The organism is Cohnella pontilimi, assembly GCF_005049045.1.
Taxonomy (GTDB): Bacteria; Bacillota; Bacilli; order Paenibacillales; family Paenibacillaceae; genus Cohnella; species Cohnella pontilimi.
Genome location: NZ_SUPK01000002.1, coordinates 119,266 through 137,899, shown reverse-complemented (window position 1 = coordinate 137,899; position 18,634 = coordinate 119,266). Strand labels below are relative to the sequence as shown.

23 protein-coding genes are annotated in these 18,634 nt (G+C 55.7%); all 23 read left to right on the top strand.

The window, feature by feature from the left end; genetic code table 11:
- Positions 1–11 precede the first annotated feature (11 nt).
- Positions 12–563 (top strand): ATP-dependent protease subunit HslV, encoded by a 552-nt coding sequence (hslV, locus tag E5161_RS04685; protein WP_136776563.1) that lies wholly within the window; start codon positions 12–14, stop codon positions 561–563.
- 108 nt (positions 564–671) lie between these two features.
- On the top strand, positions 672–2,054 hold the full coding sequence (gene hslU, locus E5161_RS04680; RefSeq protein ID WP_281279855.1) for an ATP-dependent protease ATPase subunit HslU: 1,383 nt from the start codon (positions 672–674) through the stop codon (positions 2,052–2,054).
- A gap of 42 nt (positions 2,055–2,096) precedes the next feature.
- Entirely contained in the window at positions 2,097–2,864 is a 768-nt protein-coding gene (gene codY / locus E5161_RS04675) for a GTP-sensing pleiotropic transcriptional regulator CodY (RefSeq protein ID WP_136776561.1), read from the top strand.
- Positions 2,865–3,115: 251 nt separating this feature from the next.
- Positions 3,116–3,529: a flagellar basal body rod protein FlgB gene (flgB, locus tag E5161_RS04670; protein WP_136776560.1), complete on the top strand. Its 414-nt coding sequence runs from the start codon at positions 3,116–3,118 to the stop codon at positions 3,527–3,529.
- Positions 3,530–3,532: 3 nt separating this feature from the next.
- Positions 3,533–3,976: a flagellar basal body rod protein FlgC gene (gene flgC, locus E5161_RS04665; RefSeq protein WP_136776559.1), complete on the top strand. Its 444-nt coding sequence runs from the start codon at positions 3,533–3,535 to the stop codon at positions 3,974–3,976.
- 47 nt (positions 3,977–4,023) lie between these two features.
- Positions 4,024–4,326 carry a flagellar hook-basal body complex protein FliE gene (gene fliE / locus E5161_RS04660; protein ID WP_136776558.1) on the top strand — a complete coding sequence of 101 codons (303 nt, stop codon included), beginning with the start codon at positions 4,024–4,026 and terminating at the stop codon, positions 4,324–4,326.
- A gap of 82 nt (positions 4,327–4,408) precedes the next feature.
- Positions 4,409–5,974: a flagellar basal-body MS-ring/collar protein FliF gene (gene fliF / locus E5161_RS04655; RefSeq protein ID WP_136776557.1), complete on the top strand. Its 1,566-nt coding sequence runs from the start codon at positions 4,409–4,411 to the stop codon at positions 5,972–5,974.
- 11 nt (positions 5,975–5,985) lie between these two features.
- A complete protein-coding gene (fliG, locus tag E5161_RS04650) occupies positions 5,986–7,005 on the top strand; it encodes a flagellar motor switch protein FliG (RefSeq protein WP_136776556.1) in 1,020 nt (339 codons plus the stop codon).
- Positions 6,998–7,843: a FliH/SctL family protein gene (locus E5161_RS04645; protein ID WP_136776555.1), complete on the top strand. Its 846-nt coding sequence runs from the start codon at positions 6,998–7,000 to the stop codon at positions 7,841–7,843. The genes fliG and E5161_RS04645 overlap by 8 nt, the downstream gene beginning before the upstream one ends.
- A complete protein-coding gene (fliI, locus tag E5161_RS04640; protein WP_136776554.1) occupies positions 7,830–9,149 on the top strand; it encodes a flagellar protein export ATPase FliI in 1,320 nt (439 codons plus the stop codon). Before E5161_RS04645 ends, fliI begins: the two co-directional genes overlap by 14 nt.
- A 12-nt stretch (positions 9,150–9,161) precedes the next feature.
- A complete protein-coding gene (fliJ, locus tag E5161_RS04635) occupies positions 9,162–9,605 on the top strand; it encodes a flagellar export protein FliJ (RefSeq protein ID WP_136776553.1) in 444 nt (147 codons plus the stop codon).
- Between the two features lie 35 nt (positions 9,606–9,640).
- On the top strand, positions 9,641–10,552 hold the full coding sequence (locus E5161_RS04630; protein WP_136776552.1) for a MotE family protein: 912 nt from the start codon (positions 9,641–9,643) through the stop codon (positions 10,550–10,552).
- Positions 10,553–10,585: 33 nt separating this feature from the next.
- On the top strand, positions 10,586–12,028 hold the full coding sequence (locus E5161_RS04625) for a flagellar hook-length control protein FliK (protein WP_136776551.1): 1,443 nt from the start codon (positions 10,586–10,588) through the stop codon (positions 12,026–12,028).
- A 24-nt stretch (positions 12,029–12,052) separates the two neighbouring features.
- Positions 12,053–12,526, top strand: a complete 474-nt coding sequence (locus E5161_RS04620; protein WP_136776550.1) for a flagellar hook capping FlgD N-terminal domain-containing protein — start codon at positions 12,053–12,055, stop codon at positions 12,524–12,526.
- Positions 12,523–12,909, top strand: coding sequence for a TIGR02530 family flagellar biosynthesis protein (locus E5161_RS04615; RefSeq protein WP_136776549.1), 387 nt, complete (start codon positions 12,523–12,525; stop codon positions 12,907–12,909). Before E5161_RS04620 ends, E5161_RS04615 begins: the two co-directional genes overlap by 4 nt.
- Before the next feature lie 108 nt (positions 12,910–13,017).
- Positions 13,018–13,836, top strand: a complete 819-nt coding sequence (gene flgG / locus E5161_RS04610) for a flagellar basal body rod protein FlgG (RefSeq protein ID WP_136776548.1) — start codon at positions 13,018–13,020, stop codon at positions 13,834–13,836.
- Positions 13,837–13,894: 58 nt separating this feature from the next.
- Complete coding sequence (locus tag E5161_RS04605) at positions 13,895–14,128, top strand: flagellar FlbD family protein (RefSeq protein WP_136776547.1); 234 nt, start codon at positions 13,895–13,897, stop codon at positions 14,126–14,128.
- Entirely contained in the window at positions 14,125–14,607 is a 483-nt protein-coding gene (locus E5161_RS04600) for a flagellar basal body-associated FliL family protein (protein ID WP_136776546.1), read from the top strand. The genes E5161_RS04605 and E5161_RS04600 overlap by 4 nt, the downstream gene beginning before the upstream one ends.
- Before the next feature lie 105 nt (positions 14,608–14,712).
- The gene (gene fliM / locus E5161_RS04595; RefSeq protein WP_136776545.1) at positions 14,713–15,714 is read left to right on the top strand and encodes a flagellar motor switch protein FliM; all 1,002 of its coding nucleotides are present in this window, start codon (positions 14,713–14,715) and stop codon (positions 15,712–15,714) included.
- Positions 15,704–16,921, top strand: a complete 1,218-nt coding sequence (fliY, locus tag E5161_RS04590) for a flagellar motor switch phosphatase FliY (protein ID WP_136776544.1) — start codon at positions 15,704–15,706, stop codon at positions 16,919–16,921. The genes fliM and fliY overlap by 11 nt, the downstream gene beginning before the upstream one ends.
- A 19-nt stretch (positions 16,922–16,940) precedes the next feature.
- A complete protein-coding gene (locus tag E5161_RS04585; RefSeq protein ID WP_136776543.1) occupies positions 16,941–17,303 on the top strand; it encodes a response regulator in 363 nt (120 codons plus the stop codon).
- Between the two features lie 20 nt (positions 17,304–17,323).
- The gene (locus E5161_RS04580) at positions 17,324–17,863 is read left to right on the top strand and encodes a flagellar biosynthetic protein FliO (RefSeq protein WP_136776542.1); all 540 of its coding nucleotides are present in this window, start codon (positions 17,324–17,326) and stop codon (positions 17,861–17,863) included.
- Positions 17,860–18,606 (top strand): flagellar type III secretion system pore protein FliP, encoded by a 747-nt coding sequence (fliP, locus tag E5161_RS04575; RefSeq protein WP_136776541.1) that lies wholly within the window; start codon positions 17,860–17,862, stop codon positions 18,604–18,606. The genes E5161_RS04580 and fliP overlap by 4 nt, the downstream gene beginning before the upstream one ends.
- The last annotated feature ends 28 nt before the right edge of the window (positions 18,607–18,634 follow it).

Genomic DNA, 18,634 nt, shown 5'->3' with positions numbered 1-18,634 from the left:
GAGGTTATCCCATGAACGGTCAAAACGCGCAATTTCACGCCACCACCATTTGCGCCGTGCGGCATAACGGCAAAGGCGCCATCGCAGGCGACGGACAAGTGACATTCGGCAACAGCATGGTGATGAAACATACCGCGAAGAAGGTTCGCCGGCTGTACCGGGGGCAAGTGCTGGCCGGTTTCGCCGGCTCGGTGGCGGACGCCATCACGTTGTTCGAGAAATTCGAAGGCAAGCTGGAAGAGCATCACGGCAATTTGCAGCGGGCCGCCGTTGAGCTCGCCAAAGATTGGCGCTCCGACCGCGTGCTTCGCCGGCTGGAAGCGATGATGATCGTGCTGGACGCTTCCGGCATGCTGCTGCTGTCCGGCAACGGGGAAGTCATCGAACCGGATGACGGTATTCTTGCCATCGGCTCAGGGGGCAGCTTCGCCCTGGCCGCAGCCCGCGCGCTGAAACGTCATGCGCCCGACATGGACGCCAAAGAAATGGCCCGCGCTTCCTTGCAGGTAGCTGCAGAGATTTGCGTCTTTACGAACGACAATCTCGTTGTAGAAGAGATTTGAAAGATCAGGTTATTAACGGGGCCCCCGAAAAGTAATCGGAATAACCTTCGAAGCTTCTCGTCACTTTTTGGGGAGTGATTATAGGGAGGAATTGACTTGAGCGAGAATATGACGCCCCGCCAAATCGTGGCGGAGCTGGACAAATACATCGTCGGTCAGAAGCAGGCCAAACGTTCGGTCGCCGTGGCGCTGCGCAACCGCTACAGGAGAAGCCGTCTGCCGGAAGAGCTTCGGGACGAAGTGGTGCCGAAAAACATTTTGATGATCGGCCCGACCGGCGTCGGCAAAACCGAGATTGCCAGAAGGCTTGCGAAGCTCGTGCACGCTCCGTTCATTAAAATCGAAGCGACCAAATTTACCGAGGTGGGCTATGTCGGACGGGATGTGGAATCCATGGTCCGCGACCTGGTGGAAACCGCCATCCGGATGGTGAAGGAAGAACGCACCGAGAAGGTGAAGGACAAAGCGGAAGAAGCCGCCGTCGAACGGCTGGCCTCCCTGCTCGTGCCGTCTCCCGTCAAGCCGAAGGCCCAGCGGAATCCGCTCGAAATGTTGTTCGGCGGAGGCGGCGGTGCGGCGAACGAAGAGCCGGAGCCTGCGGATCCGGCCATTCAAGAGAAGCGGCGGGAAGCGAAGGCCAAATTGACGGCGGGACAGCTCGAAAACGAGATGGTGGAAATCGAAGTGGAAGACGCCGCTCCTTCGATGATGGATATGTTTGCGGGACCCGGGCAGGAGCAAATGGGGCAGAACATGCAGGAGATGCTCGGACAGTTTCTCCCGAAGCGGCGCAAAAAGCGCCGGCTCACGGTGCGTGAGGCGCGGAAGGTGCTGATGCAGGAGGAAGCCAACCGCCTCATCGACATGGATGACGTGATTTCGGAATCCGTGCTGCGTGCGGAGCAGTCCGGCATTATTTTCATCGATGAAATCGACAAGATCGCGGGACAAGGGCGCGGTCAAGGGCCGGACGTTTCCAGGGAAGGCGTTCAACGCGACATATTGCCGATCGTTGAAGGATCGACTGTAATGACGAAATACGGTCCCGTGAAAACGGACTATATTCTCTTTATCGCAGCCGGCGCTTTCCACATCGCGAAACCGTCGGATCTCATTCCGGAGCTGCAAGGGCGGTTTCCGATCCGCGTCGAGCTCAGCAGTCTGAGCGACGAAGATTTCATCCGGATTCTCACCGAACCGCAGAATGCACTGACACGGCAATATGCCGCTCTCCTCGAGACAGAGGGCATCAAAGTGGCCTTCACGGATGCCGCCATCGCCGAAATCGCCCGCATGGCGCAGGAAGTGAACCGCAATACCGAAAATATAGGCGCGCGCCGGCTGCATACGCTGCTGGAGAAATTGCTGGAAGATTTGTCTTTCGAAGCGCCCGAACTTCATCTCGAAGAAATGAGCATCACGCCGGAATATGTGCGGGATAAGCTCGCCACCATTGCAAGCAATCGCGATTTGAGTCAATATATTTTGTAAAAGGATTGCCGCTCTCGGTCGTACTAGGAGGATCATAAAAAAATGACGTTATTGGCAAAGACCCGCACGCTCAACAAGCTGCTTCAACGCGCGGCGGGCAAACCGCTGAACTTCCGCGAAATGGCGGATGTGCTGCGCGAAACGGTATTGGCGGACGTGCTGGTTGTCAGCCGGAGAGGCAAAGTGCTCGGAAGCGCGCTGTCCCCGAATTTTCCGGATCATTGGCTGAAGACGGAGAATGACGGCGAATTAAGATTTCCCGGCGAGACGAACGAACGTTTCCTGCAGATCGCCGAGACGGCGGTCGACATCTCCAAAAGGGAGACGCTTGGCTCCTTGGAAGCGGCGTTCGAGGGACGCAACGTGACCATCGTCCCGGTCATCGGCGGCGGAGACCGGCTCGGTACCGTTGTCCTCTCCAGCGAAAATCCGTCGCTGGGGGATGACGATTTGATTTTGGCGGAGTATGGATCGACCTTGATCGGAATGGAAATTATGCGGGAACGGGCGGAAGAGCGGGAATTGGAGGCGAGGAGCAAAGCGGCCGTGTCGGTTGCCGTACATTCTCTGTCCTACAGCGAGCTTGAAGCCGCCGATCAAATTTTCGAACAGCTCGAAGGAAAAGAAGGGCTTTTGGTCGCATCCAAAATTGCCGACCGCGCCGGAATCACGCGCTCGGTCATCGTCAATGCTTTAAGAAAGCTCGAAGGCGCAGGGGTTGTGGAAACCCGGTCGCTCGGCATGAAAGGCACGTACATCCGTATTCTGAATCCACAGCTTTTGTATGAATTGGAACAACGGAAAAATTGAACCTCTGACCTACCACCAAGCAAGCTTACTAGGCCCGATCTTCCTGGAAGATTAGGGCTTTTTTCTTATTGTCTTGAAAAGGGGTGTAGTAGATGATGAATAATGTGTTTTTCTTTGGCAATTACTGCGAATTTTTTCGCGAAAAATGCCGAAGCTTTTGTCGAATCCGGCAGGAATTTGACTAAATACGTGGAAAGTAAAGGAATGAGGATTTTTTCATTTTTCGCATGGAAAAGGAGGTGCGCCGTTCGATGGACGTTTTAGCCGGTACTTCGTTTCAACGGCTGGAAGGTGCGATACACGCCGCTTCCATGCGGCAGAAAGTATTGGCCAATAATATCGCGAATGTCGATGTGCCCAATTACAAAAGATCCGACGTGGCATTCGAAGAAATGCTGTCGCAAGCCATCGGATCAAACGGAGTGCGCTCCTTGCCGGGCCGCGTAACAGACAGCCGTCATATTCCGATCGGGGCTTCTTATCCGAGTCCGGCGCCGGAGGTCGTGACCGACAGCTCAAGCGTGATCAATAACAACCGCAATAACGTAGACATTGACAAAGAAATGTCGCTGATGGCGGAAAACCAGCTTCGGTACAACCTTTTCATTCAGCAGGTGAATCACGAAGTGAAAATGATGCGCACCGGCATAGAAGGGAGAGGGTAACGGATGAAGCTCGGCGGATTCGATATCAGCGCTTCGGCACTCACCGCCCAGCGTTTGCGCATGGACGTGATTTCCTCCAATATCGCCAATGCGGAAACGACCCGTGCCGCTTACGTCAACGGCCAGTTCGTGCCTTATCGCCGCAAAGAAGTGGTGATGGCGCCTGTGCAGCCTCATTTTCGCAACATGTTGAACGAGAAACTTGACGCCTCGGCCTCCCAAGGTGTACAAGTCACCGGAATAAGGGAAGACACCACGCCGTTCAAGCAAGTGTATAATCCGAGCCATCCCGATGCAGATGCGAACGGCATGGTATCCATGCCGAATGTCGACATTTTGAAAGAGATGGTGGACATGATTTCCGCTTCCCGCTCCTATGAAGCGAACGTGACGGCATTGAACGCCAGCAAGGCGATGTTCATGAAGTCGCTGGAAATCGGGCGTTGACGCCTTGAATGCGAATCTATTCCAACCGATGAAAGCGGGGGAATCTCATGATTAACAGTACGATGCTTGCGCCGTTGCAGCTTGTGAAGCAGACGCTTCCGGCTGAACTGAAAGCTACGCCCGCGCAAGCGACGGAGAGCTTCGCCTCCTTCTTGAAACACGCCCTTGACGGCGTGAACGCAGCCGAACAGAACGTACATAAGGTCAACGATCAATTCATTATCGGGGAAGCCGATGTGAACGATGTCCTGATTGCCTCGTCCAAGGCCGAGCTCAGCCTTTCCCTTACCTCGCAGGTACGCAACAAGGTGATCGAGGCTTACCAGGAAATCATGCGGATGCAGATCTAATCGCAGTTTATTCGCAGCAATCATACTGCCGGCGTCCGCTTCTCCAGCGGGCCCGGCCGTTAACCGCAGATGAGGTGAAATTGTGAACGAGAAGTGGGCACAGGTTCTGGAGAGGTTGAAATCATTCTGGAACCAATTCAGCAAAACGCAAAAATGGGTGCTCGCGTCGACGGCCGCATTTTTACTGCTCGCCGTCATTCTGCTGACTTCATGGCTGACCCGTACGCAATACGAGATTGCTTTCCAGAGTTTAGACAGCACCGATGCCGCGGCCATCATTCAATATTTGGACGGTCAAGGCATCTCTTATCGTCTGAGCGGGGACGGGACCAGCATTTCGGTACCCAGCGCTTCGGTTTCCCGCGTGAAGGTGGACATCGGTTCCCAAGGTCTCGTTCAGAACGGGTCCATCGGGTTTAAGGAATTAGGCGACTCTTCTTCTTCTATCGGCTCAACGCGGGAAGAATTTAACGTCAAATTTCGAAATGCCCTCAACGGGGAAGTCCAGCAGCTTCTGCAAGGCATGCAGGGCGTGCAGAGGGCGAAAGTGCTCGTCAACCTGCCGCAGGAAACGGTATTCCTCAACGAGGCGGATAAGGAGCGGGCGACGGCTTCGGTCGTAATGACCTTCAAGCCCGGCTACCGTCCGAAGCAGCAGGAGATTGACAGCTATTTCAACCTCGTGAAAACCGCCGTGCCGAATCTGCAAGTCGAAGACATCACGATTACGAGCACGACGGCAGGCGAGTTGACCCCGTCCGGTAAAAGCAGCGGAGGAGCGGGGGGGCTCGCGGAAACCCAATTCGACATCAAGCATCAATTTGAGTCCGATCTTAAACGGACGATACAGCAGTTCCTTACCCCAATTGTCGGACCAGAAAACATGGTAATTTCTGTCGTCTCGACTTTGAACTTCGACAAGAAATCGACCCAGTCCGACAGTGTGGTGCCGCTGCCGAACAATGACAACAAAGGGATTATCATCAGCGAGCAGCACACCAGCGAAAATTCGACCGGCACTGACGCTCAGGCCGGAGGGACGGCGGGCGTCGGCCAAACCGCGGTGCCCAACTATCCCGGCTCGTCCGGCACCTCGACTTCCACATCGGAAAAACAATCCGATATTGTGAATTACGACGTGACCCGGGTGAAGGACCTGATCGACTATGCGCCGTACAAAGTCAAAGACGTATCGATCAGCGTCGGTGTGGACTCCAAATTCATGACGCCGGAGCGTCAGGCGCAAATTCAGCAAATGCTCGTGACGAATGTTCGTACACTCTTGGCTGAATCGGGCGAGACGTTCACGGATCAGCAGCTGGGACAGAGGGTTTCGGTGCTGTCGCAAACGTTCGACGGTGCGGGCAACAAGTCTTCCGGCTTGACGCTTTCCACTTATTTGCTGGCCGGTCTCGGCATTTTGGCCGCGGCGCTTTTGGGAGGCGGAGGCTATTACATCTACCGCCGGCGCAAGGCCGCACAAGAGGCAGAAGCCGCGGATATGGAACTGCCGCGGGTCGAGCTGCCGACGATCGACATGGACAACGTGAGCAACGAAAGCCAAATCCGCAAACAGCTTGAAAGTCTGGCCAAACGCAAACCGGATGAATTCGTTAATCTTCTCCGGACTTGGCTGGTAGATGAATAAGGGGGGCAGTTATGGCTAAAGGCGGTTTACCTACGCAGCTGTCCGGCCGTCAGAAGGCGGCTATCCTGCTCATCACGCTCGGTCCGGAAGTGTCTTCCCAAGTATTCAAGCAGTTACGGGACGAGGAGATCGAGCAGCTGACGTTGGAGATTGCCAACGTCCGAAAGGTCGACAGCGCGGAGAAAGAAAGCATCTTGTCGGAATTTCATCAAATATGCGTGGCGCAGGAATTCATCTCGCAAGGCGGCATCAACTACGCCAAAGAGATTTTGGAAAAGGCGCTCGGTTCGCAGAAGGCATTCGACATCTTAAACCGGCTGACCGCAACACTGCAGGTCCGGCCGTTCGACTTTGCCCGCAAGGCGGAGCCGCAGCAGATTCTCAACTTCATTCAGAACGAGAATCCGCAAACAATCGCACTCGTGCTGTCTTATCTTCAGCCGGAACAGTCGTCCACGGTTCTATCGTCTCTCCCGCAGGAGAAACAGGCGGACGTCGCACGCCGTATCGCGCTCATGGACAGCACGTCTCCGGAAGTGATCGCCCAAGTGGAGAGAGTGCTGGAACAGAAACTCTCGGCGACCGTCACCCAAGATTACACGAACGCCGGAGGCATCGAGGCGATCGTGCAAATTTTGAACGGCGTCGACCGGGGTACGGAACGCACGATTCTGGATTCGCTGGAGATTCAAGATCCGGAGCTGGCCGAAGAAATCAAAAAACGGATGTTCGTATTCGAGGATATCGTCAATCTCGACAACCGTTCGATTCAAAGAATCATCCGCGATATCGAAAACGCCGACCTTCAGCTTTCTCTCAAGGTCGCAAGCGAAGAAGTACGGGAAGCCATTTTCCGGAACATGTCCAAACGGATGGCGGATACATTCAAGGAAGAAATGGAATACATGGGACCCGTCAGACTGCGCGACGTGGAAGAAGCGCAGACCCGCATCGTAGCGACGATCCGCAGACTGGAAGAGTCCGGAGAAATCATCATCGCCCGCGGCGGAGGAGACGATATCATTGTCTAGTTTGATCAAATCCGATAGAGTCGTCCCTTTGGAAGATTTCAAAAAGCTGGAGCTCATCCGCAAATACGTGCCTGCGCCGCAAAAGATTTCCGGTTCAGACGGCGATTCCGAAGGAAATACGGCGGATGATGTCGAAATTCAATCGTTAAAGGAACGCATTCTGTCGGATGCGGAGCGAACGGCGCAGGAAATATTGCGCCAGGCCCGTGAAGCGGCGGCTGAAATCAAAGCCGCTGCGGAGGCGGAGGCCGAAGCTTGGTGGCAAACGAAGCGCGGTCAAGACGCCTCTCTGGAAGAAGAAGCGCGCCGGAGAGGTTACGAAGATGGCTACCACGCCGGTGTTCGGCAAGCGGAGGAAGATGTTCGGCAGGAATGGAGCGAACAGATGCGGGAAGCCCGCGTCACGGTCGAACAAGCTTACGCAGCGAAAGAAAGAGTCATTGCGGAAGCCGAGACTTTCTTGGTCGAGCTGAGCTGCTCGATCGCCGAGAAGCTCATTTCCCGCGAACTTACGGAGCAATCGCCGGAACTAGCCGTCTCCCTGTTTGCCAAAGCGCTGTCCCGACGCAAGGAACAAGGAGTCATCACGTTATGCGTGTCGCCTTCGCAATTCGCATTCGTGCAAGCCGCGAAGGATGAATTATCCCTTGCGCTGGATTCCCAAGCCGACTTGCAAATCGTGCCGGATGCCGGCATAGGGGAAGGCGGATGCATCGTCCGTTCGGCGTTCGGAAGCATCGATGCCCGCATCGATACGCAGTTGGCCGCCGTCCGTGCGGAGCTGCTCAGAGTGGCGGCCCACGCGGCCGAGGAGGTTGACCCGGATGGCACTGCTTGACCTGATCCGTTACGAAGAGGCGTTAAAGCATCTGGATCCGGTACGGGTCAACGGCAAGGTTACGCAGGTCATCGGTCTCACCGTCGAGTCCGAAGGGCCGGACGCAAGCGTCGGCGAGGTGTGCGCCATTCACCCGATGAAAGGCGGTTCGCCGATTTTGGCGGAGGTCGTAGGATTCCGAAGCAACCGGTTGCTGCTCATGCCGCTTGGCGAACTCGAATCCGTGAGCCCCGGTTGCGAAGTAGTCGCAACGGGCCGGCCGCTTACGGTGCAAGTCGGCTCAGAACTGCTCGGCAAAGTGCTGGACGGTCTCGGCAGACCGCTTGACGGCTCCAGGCTGCCGGTCCGCATGTCCCATTATTCAACGAACCGTGCGCCGGGAAATCCGCTCGACCGTCCGCGGGTTACCGAACCGCTGGGCATCGGCATCCGCGCGATCGACGGTTTGCTAACGGTCGGTCAGGGGCAGCGGGTGGGCATTTTCGCCGGTTCCGGTGTCGGAAAGAGCACTTTGCTCGGCATGGTGGCCCGGAACACGTCGGCGGATGTCAATGTCATCGCCCTGATCGGCGAACGGGGACGCGAAGTATTGGAATTTATCGAGAAGGATTTAGGTCCCGAAGGCTTGGCTCGGTCGGTCGTCATTGTGGCAACTTCGGATCAGCCGGCGCTCATCCGGATCAAAGGAGCGCTGATCGCCACGACGATCGCGGAGTACTTCCGGGACCGCGGCCTGAACGTGATGCTGATGATGGATTCCGTCACCCGTTACGCGATGGCGCTGCGCGAAGTCGGTCTCGCGATCGGGGAGCCGCCTGCGACCCGGGGGTATACCCCTTCGGTGTTCGCTGCGCTTCCTAAACTGCTCGAGAGGGCGGGGACGGGACCGTCCGGATCGATTACGGCCTTCTATACGGTATTGGTAGACGGAGACGACATGAACGAACCGATTGCAGACGCGGTGAGGGGCATTTTGGACGGTCATATCGTGCTGCAGCGAAGCTTGGCGAACAAAGGACACTTTCCCGCCATCGACGTGCTGGCCAGTGTAAGCCGGGTCATGAACGATATCGCGGGAGCGGAGCAGCGGGAAGCGGCAGAGCAGCTCAAACGCCTTCTCTCGGTGTACCGGGAGTCCGAAGATCTCATCAACATCGGCGCTTACCAAAGAGGATCCAATCCGGACATCGACAAGGCGATCCAATACATCGATCTGATCAACGCCTACACCAGGCAGAAGACGGACGAAAAAGTGTCGCTTAACGATGCCCGCGAGCGGTTGATCATCGATTTTTACCGGAGATGAGGTTGATCGATCATGCGATTCCGATATCCACTTCAGAAAATCGTCGATTTGAAGGGCAGCGAGAAATCGCTCGCGGAGTGGGAATACGCCGCCTCGCTCGGCCTATTGAGAGAACAAGAAGAGCGGCTGGACCATCTTTTCCGGGAACGCCGGGAAACGGAAGAAAGGCTTTCCCGAACCGCGGCCGCTCCGGTTGCGCTGGCCGAACTGACCGCCCTGCAGCAATACCTGGATATGCTGGACGGCCAAATTCGCCGGCAGCTGGAAGAAGTCCGGAATGCCGAGGGACAGGTGCGGTTAAAGCAAAGCCGTCTGGCCGAGAAATCGGTGGATGAGAAAGTATGGCTGAAAGCGCGGGATAAAGCTTATCAACGCTACCGGCACGAATGGCTGGCGAGAGAACAGAACGAGCTCGATGAGATGGCGATCGTCCGATCCGCAGCATCCCGCGGTTAAACCTACAACATTTCGCAGAGAAAGGAGGGAACATCGTGGCCAAGACGGATGAAGAAAAAAACAGCTACAGCGGCTTCGAGCGCTTTCTCTTTTTTCTGACTCCGATTCTGTTTACCGCCGTGCTGCTCGGTATGCTGCTGCTTTTGTTCAACACGGATTTGCGGAATAAAGCGCTCGAAATCGGCGCGAAGATACCGGTGCTGAATGCGGTGCTTCCCGAACCGGCAATGTCGGTCGATCCCGGCGCCACCGACGAACAGATCACGGTAAACAACGCGAAGCAAAAAATCGATGAGTTGAAAGCCCTGCTGGCAGACCGTGAAGCTGCGCTCAAAAAAGCGACCCAGCAAACTGCGGAACAGACGAAGATGATCGAAGATTTGAACGCGCAGATCGGTCTGCTAAACCAGGACAAACAACAGCGTACCCTGACGGCAGACGAGTACCAAGCCCGCATTAAGTCTCTCGCTTCCATGTACGGCCGCATGACCCCAGGTAAAGCGGCTCCCATCCTGGAGAGCATGACCGTCGAAGAAACGGCGCTTGTCCTAGGGGCGATGACCGACACGGAACGCGGCAGACTGCTTGAGAAGATGTCTCCCAAAAGGGCGGCGGACGTCACCATTATGTTGAAGGATTCGGATACGGCAGAGAACAAGCAAATCGCCGCTTTGCAATCGAGGGTCAAGGAATTGGAGAAAGCGGCGGGAGTCGGAAACAACGCACTGGATACGTCGGAGTTGAAACAAACGTTTTCGGTGATGAAGCCCGTGAACGCAGCCGCGCTGCTGCTGGATATGGCCGGCGGCGCGCAGCAAGGCAAGGCGCTGCAAATTCTCGGCTCGCTGGATGACAATGCGAGGTCGCAAATTTTGTCCGCCATGTCGGACAAAGACAACAAAACGACCGCGGCATTGATCAGCAAACTGATGACCGTCAAACCTTGACGATGGCATTTCCATTGAAAGGAGGTGAAAACAATGACAAACGGCACGATATCCACAACCGTTACCGCCGGTACCGCCGGAATGGCCAACATGACGGCCGCACCAGGCAAAACTTCCTCTTCGAACGGATTTTCAGGTGTCCTGGTGCAAGCGATGGGAGGAACGGACGGCAACGGCGCGACGGCTGCCGGGAATACGACGACTGCCGGACTGCTCGGATGGATGGGTCTGCTTGGCGCACAGCCGGCGGAACAAGCTCCGGAGTTGCTGCAATTGCTTGCGGGGCTGTCCGAACAGCTGGAAGGATTGGATCCGAATGCGGAGCTGCCTGCGGACGTGCAAGATCAACTGGCGGGTCTGCTGGGGATGCTGCAAAACCTGCTTATGCAGATGGGAATTCAACCGAATGCCGATTCGCAGCCGGCAGGGGCCGCGGGAACCGATGCATCGCAATCTCCCCTTGAGCTGACTTCCGGATCGCTTGCCGCTAACGGCAAACCGGTCTCCTCTCCGCTTCAGCAAACGCTGAAACAGTTGTCCGCCTTGCTGTCGAGCGGCGCAGCGGTCGTCTCTGACCCAAGCGGCCTTACGGAGCAAATTCGGCAAGCGATCCAAGCTTTAACGCCGCACTCGGCTTCTGTACAGACGTCCCAAGCACAGCCGGTTGAAGCCCAGGCTGCATCGAACGCTTCTCAAAATGCGTCGAAGCTGATGGGACAAGGAAATTCGGCTGCAGAGAGCGGTACGGAAATAGCGGCCGCATCGGCTCCGGAAATCCGTCGCAGCACCGGCACAAGTTTCCGAAACCCTGTATGGACATTCCAGACCGCTCAAGAGTCGGATTCGTCTTCTAACGCGGGGATCGTAACACCGTCCGCGGTTCAACCCGGCGAAGCCGCCGGAGAGAACGGATCCGCACCGGCCTGGACGTTTCTGAAAGGGGACAACGCCGGCATGACGCCATCGGTTCCGGCGAATGCGACGGCTGCGTCGACGAATGTACCGGTACAGCAGTTCGCGGAGCACATGAGCAAATACCTGGTCAAGCAGTTCGTTCTAACCCAGGCGGGAGGCGCTCATGAGGCGAAAATCCTTCTTCATCCCGAGCATCTGGGCCAGGTCGACATCAAGATCATGATTCAAAACGGACAACTGACTGCCCAGTTCGTGACGGAGAACGGAGCGGCGCGCGATTTGCTGGAGAATCAATTGTCGCAGCTTCGTACGGCACTGCAAGGACAAGGTTTGCAGGTCGACCGAATGGAAGTTGTGCAGCAATCGTCCACTGCAGCGTCCGACACCGCATCGATGTTCCAACAGAACCAGCGTCAGCCGGGTTCCGGACATCACGGCGGCGCCAACGGCCGAGGGCTGCGCGGAACGTACGATGATCAGGCAGGCTTTGAAGCCGAACTGGACCGTACGGCATCTCTTCGCGAAATCGGCTATGGAAGTGCGCTTAATGTAAAAGCATAATCCGGCATGACGGAGGTGATTCAAATGTCGGAAACGCGAGGAACCACCAGTGTGTGGCCCAATTACTCCGCGCAGAACGTGCAGATGGCTGCACGTAAGCCGGTCAAGCAGATGGGCAAGGACGAATTTCTTCAAATCCTCGTCACGCAGCTGCGCAATCAAGATCCGATGCAGCCGATGCAGGACAAAGAATTCATTGCACAGATGGCTCAGTTCTCCTCTTTGGAGCAAATGATGAACGTCGCCACGCAGATGTCCGGACTTCGTCAATCCGCCGGTTTGGTGGCCGGTCTGATCGGCAAACAGGTCGGATGGATGGAAACGACGGAAACCGGTGTTGTCGACCAATCCGGAATCGTCGATTCCATCGTTCGAAGAGACGGCTTGCAGTATGTGAAGGTCGGGGCCAAGGAAATCAAGGTTGACGATTTAACGTGGATCTCCGAAGCTGCAACGAAGCCTGCGAATTCCGGTGATGCGGGAGGGACGGGCGCATGAGTGACCGGATGCTGATCGGACATTTGACGACGGGCCGAACCGGACCGCTGCAAGGCAGCCGGAACATTCCCCGCCAACCGGAGCAGCCCGATAACGGCGTAACCTTCGAGGAAATGCTCGCCCGCCAGCAGCTGAAATTCAGCCACCACGCGGAGATGAGGCTGCAGCAAAGAGGAATCGTGCTGAAGCCCGAGCAGCTGGACAAAATCGCGAGCGCAGTAGAGCAAGCAGCGGCTAAAGGCGCCAAAGATTCGCTCGTTTTATTCCGGGATATCGCCATGATCGTCAACGTACCGAACCGAACCGTCGTAACCGCGATGGACGAGTCGTCGATGAAGGAGCATGTGTTCACCCAAATCGACAGCGCCGTAGTGGTCAGGTAAGCAACATTCCGAATTGAAGTATAAGGGCCGGCCCTTCCTTAGGAGGCCCGAAGCCGCGGACCGATTGAAGCGGACTTAATTCACCTTATTTGGGAGGTAGGCAACGCCATGTTACGTTCGATGTATTCCGGAGTATCCGGCATGCGAGGTTTTCAAACGAAGCTTGATGTCATCGGCAACAACATTGCCAATGTCAATACCGTAGGATTTAAAGCGGGCCGGGTCATGTTCAAAGACATCCTGAGCCAATCCATGTCCGGCGTCACAGCGCCTCAAGCCGGCACCAACGGCGGCGTGAACGCCAAGCAAGTGGGTCTGGGGGTGGCGGTATCCGCCATCGACACGATCCATACGCCGGGCAGCGCGATGACGACGAACGTTCCGCTGGACCTGCGGATCGACGGCGACGGGTTTTTCATCGTCACGCCGACCGACGGCGGTCCCCAGTATTTGACCCGCGCCGGCAACTTCAGCCTTGATGCCGAGCGTCAACTCGTCAATGCCGATGGCATGCTGGTGACCAGCGTGGACGGAGCTCCGATTCAATTGGATGACACCGTGAAGTCCTTCTCCATCGGACAAGACGGCCAAATCGTAACCATCGATGAAACCGGCAACGCCGTACCGAGTGGAATTTTCCTCGGCATTGCCAAAGTGGTCAATCCGGGCGGCCTCGAGAAAGTCGGCGGCAACCTGTACCGGGTAACGCCGAACGCGAATCCGGGCGGCACCATTGAGCCCATGCAGGCGAACGACCCTGCGGCCGGTACCGGCGCTATCATCGCAGGTCAGCTGGAAATGTCCAACGTCGACCTGACGAACGAATTTACCGAGATGATCGTCGCACAGCGCGGCTTCCAAGCGAACTCGCGGATTATCACCACCTCGGACGATATTTTGCAAGAAGTCGTGAACCTGAAACGGTAATTGACGTAACCGTCGGGAGAGGGCAGGGCCCTCTCCTTGACGGAACGGGAGGCACTCCATGATCTCCGTAACAAGATTGAACGGCACGCGGTTTCACGTCAACGCCCTGTTGATCGAGACGGTGGAAGAAACGCCGGATACGCTTATCACGCTTACGACAGGGAAGAAATTCATCGTTACCGAAAATTCATCGGATGTGATCAGGTCCATCCGGCACTATTTGCGAAGTATCGGTCTGATGTCGGCCATGAACGGACCGGCCGGTACGCAATCGGAGGGAGCTTCGTCATGAAAAAAATGTTGCCATGGCTCGTTTCGCTGCTTTTGGCCATCACGCTGATCGTCACGGTCGGTGTCTACGTCTGGAACCATTTCATCAACGGATCGGGAGTGAAAGATCCCGCCCAGCAGGCGAAAGAAGCCGTCAGTAACGTCGAAGCGAAGCCGCTGTCCGCGGATGACATCGTGAAGGTCACATCCGAATTAACCGATATCAAGACGAACATTGCCGACAGCAACTATGTCGTCATGGTCAGCTTTACGTTCCAGCTGGACAAAGCCAAAACGAAAGCTGAGTTCGACAAAATCAAAGAGATCCAGATCAAGCCGATCATCAACCGCGCGCTGTGGAACATGCAGCCAAGCGATTTCCAAGGCACCAAAGGCAAAGACCAGCTTTGCGCGAATCTGATCAACTCGATCAATTCCGTTCTGTCCGAAGGCAAGCTGACCAAAGTCGAAATCAAAGATTTTCTCATTTCGGCCATCTGATCCGCCGCAACTCATGAATGAAGACTCGGGGCCCCCGCAAAGTAATCGGAATTCGCTTCGAAGCATACGCGTCACTTTGTGGGGATTTATAGGGGGGTGAGGGAATTGGTTGACGTCTTGTCGCAAAACGAGATTGACGCGCTGCTCGCGGCGCTCTCGTCAGGCGAAATGGATGCGGAAGAACTCAAAAAAGAGGAAACCCAGAAAAAAGTACGCTCCTATGATTTTAAGAGAGCCGTACGATTTTCCAAGGATCATATCCGCAGCTTGACCCGTATTCACGAAAACTTCGCGCGTTACTTAACCACTTATTTTTCCGCCCAGCTTCGAACGTTTGTGCAGATCAACGTCGTGCAGGTGGAACAGCTGCCGTATGACGAGTTCATCCGGTCGATTCCGAAAATGACCATTCTCAACATCTTTGAAGCGGAGCCTCTCGAAGGCCGCATGGTGCTGGAGGTACATCCCAACGTCGCGTTCGCGATGCTGGACCGGGTGCTCGGAGGCGCGGGAGCCGCTCCGACCAAGATCGGCAGCTTAACCGAAATTGAAACGATCATCATGGAGCGGATTTTCAGCCGTGCGTTCGACAGTCTGCAGGAGGCTTGGAGAACAGTCATCGATCTGCAGCCTCGTCTGGAGGCGCTGGAGACGAATCCGCAATTCATGCAAATCGTGTCACCGAACGAGACGATCGCGCTGATTTCACTGAGTACCAAAATCGGCGACACGACAGGGATGATCAACCTTTGTATCCCGCACGTCGTCATCGAACCGATCATGCCTAAGCTTTCCGTTCACCAATGGTTCGCCGCCCAGAAAAAAACGAGGGCGCCGGAGGAGCAGGCCGCGCTGGAGAAAAGGGTCAGCAAAGCGAGGCTGCCGGTGGTGGCCGAGCTTGGCTCCTCTCATATCTCGGTGATGGAGTTCCTCAACTTGTCGGTCGGAGACGTCATCGCGCTGCATAAGCCGACGGCCGAGGGCTTGGAAGTGAAGGTCGGAGACAAAGTGAAGTATATCGCCAGTCCCGGTACGGTAAGGGACAAGATGGCGGTGCAAATTCTCGATATCGTCGAGGAAGAGGTGGATGACAATCATGACGAGTAAAGATTATTTGTCTCAAGAGGAAATCGATGCGCTCCTCCGGCAGACGTCCGGAGATGAGGAAGCGGCGCCCGATAGCGCAAGCTTCGGTGAACCGACGCTGGACGACTTGCTTACGCCGATCGAACAAGACGCACTGGGCGAAATCGGCAATATTACTTTCGGCAGCGCGGCGACCGCGTTATCCACCTTGTTGGGCAAAAAGGTCGATATCACGACGCCTCAAGTGACGGCGATTTCCCGGGAACGGTTAAACGAGGAATTTCCTCAGCCTCATGTGGCGGTTCACGTGAAGTATGTAGAAGGTTTCGAGGGGATTAACTCCCTCGTGATCAAAGCGTACGACGCCCAGGTGATTGCGGATTTGATGCTTGGCGGCGAAGGTCATCCGCAAACGGAAGAGCTGAACGAGATTCATATCAGCGCCGTTCAGGAAGCGATGAACCAGATGATGGGTTCCTCCGCGACTTCGATGTCGACGATCTTTAACCGGATGGTCAACATTTCGCCTCCCGGAATTGACATTATGGATGCACCGCAAGGCGAAGGTGTCGGCGGCTTGCCGCAGGAAGACTATTTCCTCAAAGTTTCGTTCCGTCTCAAAATCGAGGATTTGATCGACTCCACCATCATGCAGCTGCTGACGGTGCCGTTCGCCAAAGAATTGGTCAGATCGTTGATGGGAGAAAGCGAGCCCGAGCCTGCCAAGCCTGTCTCCGCACCGGCACCGCAGGCGCCGCCCGCAGCTTCCGCACCGGCTCCGGCCCCGGCTGCACAGCAGACGCCGACGCCGCAGCAAATGCCGCCGGCAGCGCATATGCCGCCCACGGCCGCCGTACCGCCTATGCCGAATTATCCGCAAACGCTTGGCGCTCCGGTGAACCGGAATATCAACGTCAATCCCGTACAGTTTGCGAACCTCCAAGGCGCGGGACTGTCGCAGGCGGACGAGACGAACTTGAATCTTTTGCTGGACATTCCGCTTAAGGTCACGGTTGAGTTAGGCCGAACCCAGAAGCAAATCAAGGAAATTTTGGAATTGTCCCAAGGCTCCATCATCGAATTGGACAAGCTGGCCGGTGAGCCTGTCGACATCCTGGTGAACAACAAGCTGATCGCTAAAGGCGAAGTCGTGGTCATCGACGAAAACTTCGGCGTCCGCGTAACCGATATTGTCAGCCAGTGGGACCGCGTCCAAAAAATCCAATAATTCATCGGGGGAATCAGAAATGGCTAACCGCATTCTCATTGTTGACGACGCAGCATTCATGCGCATGATGATCCGTGACATTCTTACAAAAAACGGCTATGAAGTGGTCGGAGAAGCTCAAGACGGCGCCCAGGCAATCGAGAAGTTCAAGGAGCTCCACCCGGATTTGGTCACGATGGACATTACAATGCCCGAAATGGACGGCATTTCCGCGTTGAAAGAGATTCGCAAGCTGGATACGAATGCACGCGTGATCATGTGCTCGGCAATGGGCCAGCAAGCGATGGTTATCGACGCCATTCAAGCGGGCGCCAAAGACTTCATCGTGAAACCTTTCCAAGCCGACCGCGTCATTGAAGCGATCAAGAAAACTTTGGGTTAAGGCAGGAGCGATACACGTTCATGAATGTATTGCTTTTCGCGGAAAACAACGCGATTCCGGGCACCAATGCCTGGGATTTGCTGAGGGTACTATTCGTGCTTGCATTGGTCGTCGGCCTGATCATCGTGTTGCTGCGCTATTTTGCCAAACGCAACCGCGGCTGGTGGATGAACCGCTCCCTTCGTTCTCTTGGAGGCCTTCCGCTCGGAACCAACAAGTCTCTGCAGGTGGTCGAGTGGAACGGCCGGATTTACGTGCTGGGCGTTGGAGAGAATGTCACGCTTCTGGACTCGATCACCGATGCGGATTTGGCCGCTTCGCTGTTGGCCGACTATGAAACCGCCCCTTCGTCTGCGGTTCCCGCTCTTCCCGAGTGGCTTCGCAAATGGAGCCGGCGCGCAAGCGGACAGGGGAACGATGGCCAAGTACCCGACTCGGAATCCCGTCCGAATTTCGAACAAGCGCTGGAGAACCGGCTTCGCGAGCTGGCGGAGAGAAGGCAGCGGGTCGAAAAACTGCTGGAGGAGAGACCGTCCGGCGACCGGTCGGACAACCCATGAAAAACAAATTCATCTATAGTTTCATCGCTCTCTTCACACTTGGATTCACTGCAGCTGCAACGGCTTTCGCAGAACCGCTCATCGGTGTGAATCTGGGGGACGGCAAGGAACCGGTCGGGGCGTCGGCGCTTTCACTGCTGCTCCTGATCACGATACTGAGTCTCGCTCCCGCCATTCTCGTTTTGATGACGAGCTTTACCCGAATCGTGATCGTGCTCGGTTTCGTCCGCACGTCGCTGGGCACCCAACAGATGCCTCCCAATCAGGTGCTTATCGGACTGGCGTTGTTTCTAACCTTTTTCATCATGTCTCCGACCTTGTCGGAAGTGAACAAGGATGCTTTGCAGCCGTATCTGAAAGGTACAATCTCGCAAACCGAAGCTCTCCAGAAAGCATCGGTGCCGATGAAAGAGTTCATGTACAAGCACACGAGGGAGAAAGACCTGCTGCTGTTCATGAACTATACGAAAACCGAGAAGCCGAAAACGTACCAGGACATTCCGATTACGGTGCTCGTACCGTCTTATGCGCTAAGCGAATTGAAAACGGCGTTTCAGATGGGCTTTATGATCTTTATCCCGTTTCTGATCATCGACATGGTCGTGGCCAGCACACTCATGGCGATGGGGATGATGATGCTTCCGCCCGTCATGATTTCGCTGCCGTTCAAAATATTACTCTTCGTGTTGGTTGACGGTTGGTATCTTGTCGTCAAGTCGCTGCTCGCGAGCTTCCAGACTTGACCGACGCAGCCTTAGACAAACTGGAGGG

Coding starts and splice junctions, on each gene's coding strand:
- hslV (WP_136776563.1), top strand. CDS start 12: ATGAACGGTCAAAACGCGCAATTTCACGCCACCACCATTTGCGCCGTG.
- hslU (WP_281279855.1), top strand. CDS start 672: ATGACGCCCCGCCAAATCGTGGCGGAGCTGGACAAATACATCGTCGGT.
- codY (WP_136776561.1), top strand. CDS start 2,097: ATGACGTTATTGGCAAAGACCCGCACGCTCAACAAGCTGCTTCAACGC.
- flgB (WP_136776560.1), top strand. CDS start 3,116: ATGGACGTTTTAGCCGGTACTTCGTTTCAACGGCTGGAAGGTGCGATA.
- flgC (WP_136776559.1), top strand. CDS start 3,533: ATGAAGCTCGGCGGATTCGATATCAGCGCTTCGGCACTCACCGCCCAG.
- fliE (WP_136776558.1), top strand. CDS start 4,024: ATGATTAACAGTACGATGCTTGCGCCGTTGCAGCTTGTGAAGCAGACG.
- fliG (WP_136776556.1), top strand. CDS start 5,986: ATGGCTAAAGGCGGTTTACCTACGCAGCTGTCCGGCCGTCAGAAGGCG.
- fliI (WP_136776554.1), top strand. CDS start 7,830: ATGGCACTGCTTGACCTGATCCGTTACGAAGAGGCGTTAAAGCATCTG.
- fliJ (WP_136776553.1), top strand. CDS start 9,162: ATGCGATTCCGATATCCACTTCAGAAAATCGTCGATTTGAAGGGCAGC.
- E5161_RS04625 (WP_136776551.1), top strand. CDS start 10,586: ATGACAAACGGCACGATATCCACAACCGTTACCGCCGGTACCGCCGGA.
- E5161_RS04620 (WP_136776550.1), top strand. CDS start 12,053: ATGTCGGAAACGCGAGGAACCACCAGTGTGTGGCCCAATTACTCCGCG.
- E5161_RS04615 (WP_136776549.1), top strand. CDS start 12,523: ATGAGTGACCGGATGCTGATCGGACATTTGACGACGGGCCGAACCGGA.
- flgG (WP_136776548.1), top strand. CDS start 13,018: ATGTTACGTTCGATGTATTCCGGAGTATCCGGCATGCGAGGTTTTCAA.
- E5161_RS04605 (WP_136776547.1), top strand. CDS start 13,895: ATGATCTCCGTAACAAGATTGAACGGCACGCGGTTTCACGTCAACGCC.
- E5161_RS04600 (WP_136776546.1), top strand. CDS start 14,125: ATGAAAAAAATGTTGCCATGGCTCGTTTCGCTGCTTTTGGCCATCACG.
- fliY (WP_136776544.1), top strand. CDS start 15,704: ATGACGAGTAAAGATTATTTGTCTCAAGAGGAAATCGATGCGCTCCTC.
- E5161_RS04585 (WP_136776543.1), top strand. CDS start 16,941: ATGGCTAACCGCATTCTCATTGTTGACGACGCAGCATTCATGCGCATG.
- E5161_RS04580 (WP_136776542.1), top strand. CDS start 17,324: ATGAATGTATTGCTTTTCGCGGAAAACAACGCGATTCCGGGCACCAAT.
- fliP (WP_136776541.1), top strand. CDS start 17,860: ATGAAAAACAAATTCATCTATAGTTTCATCGCTCTCTTCACACTTGGA.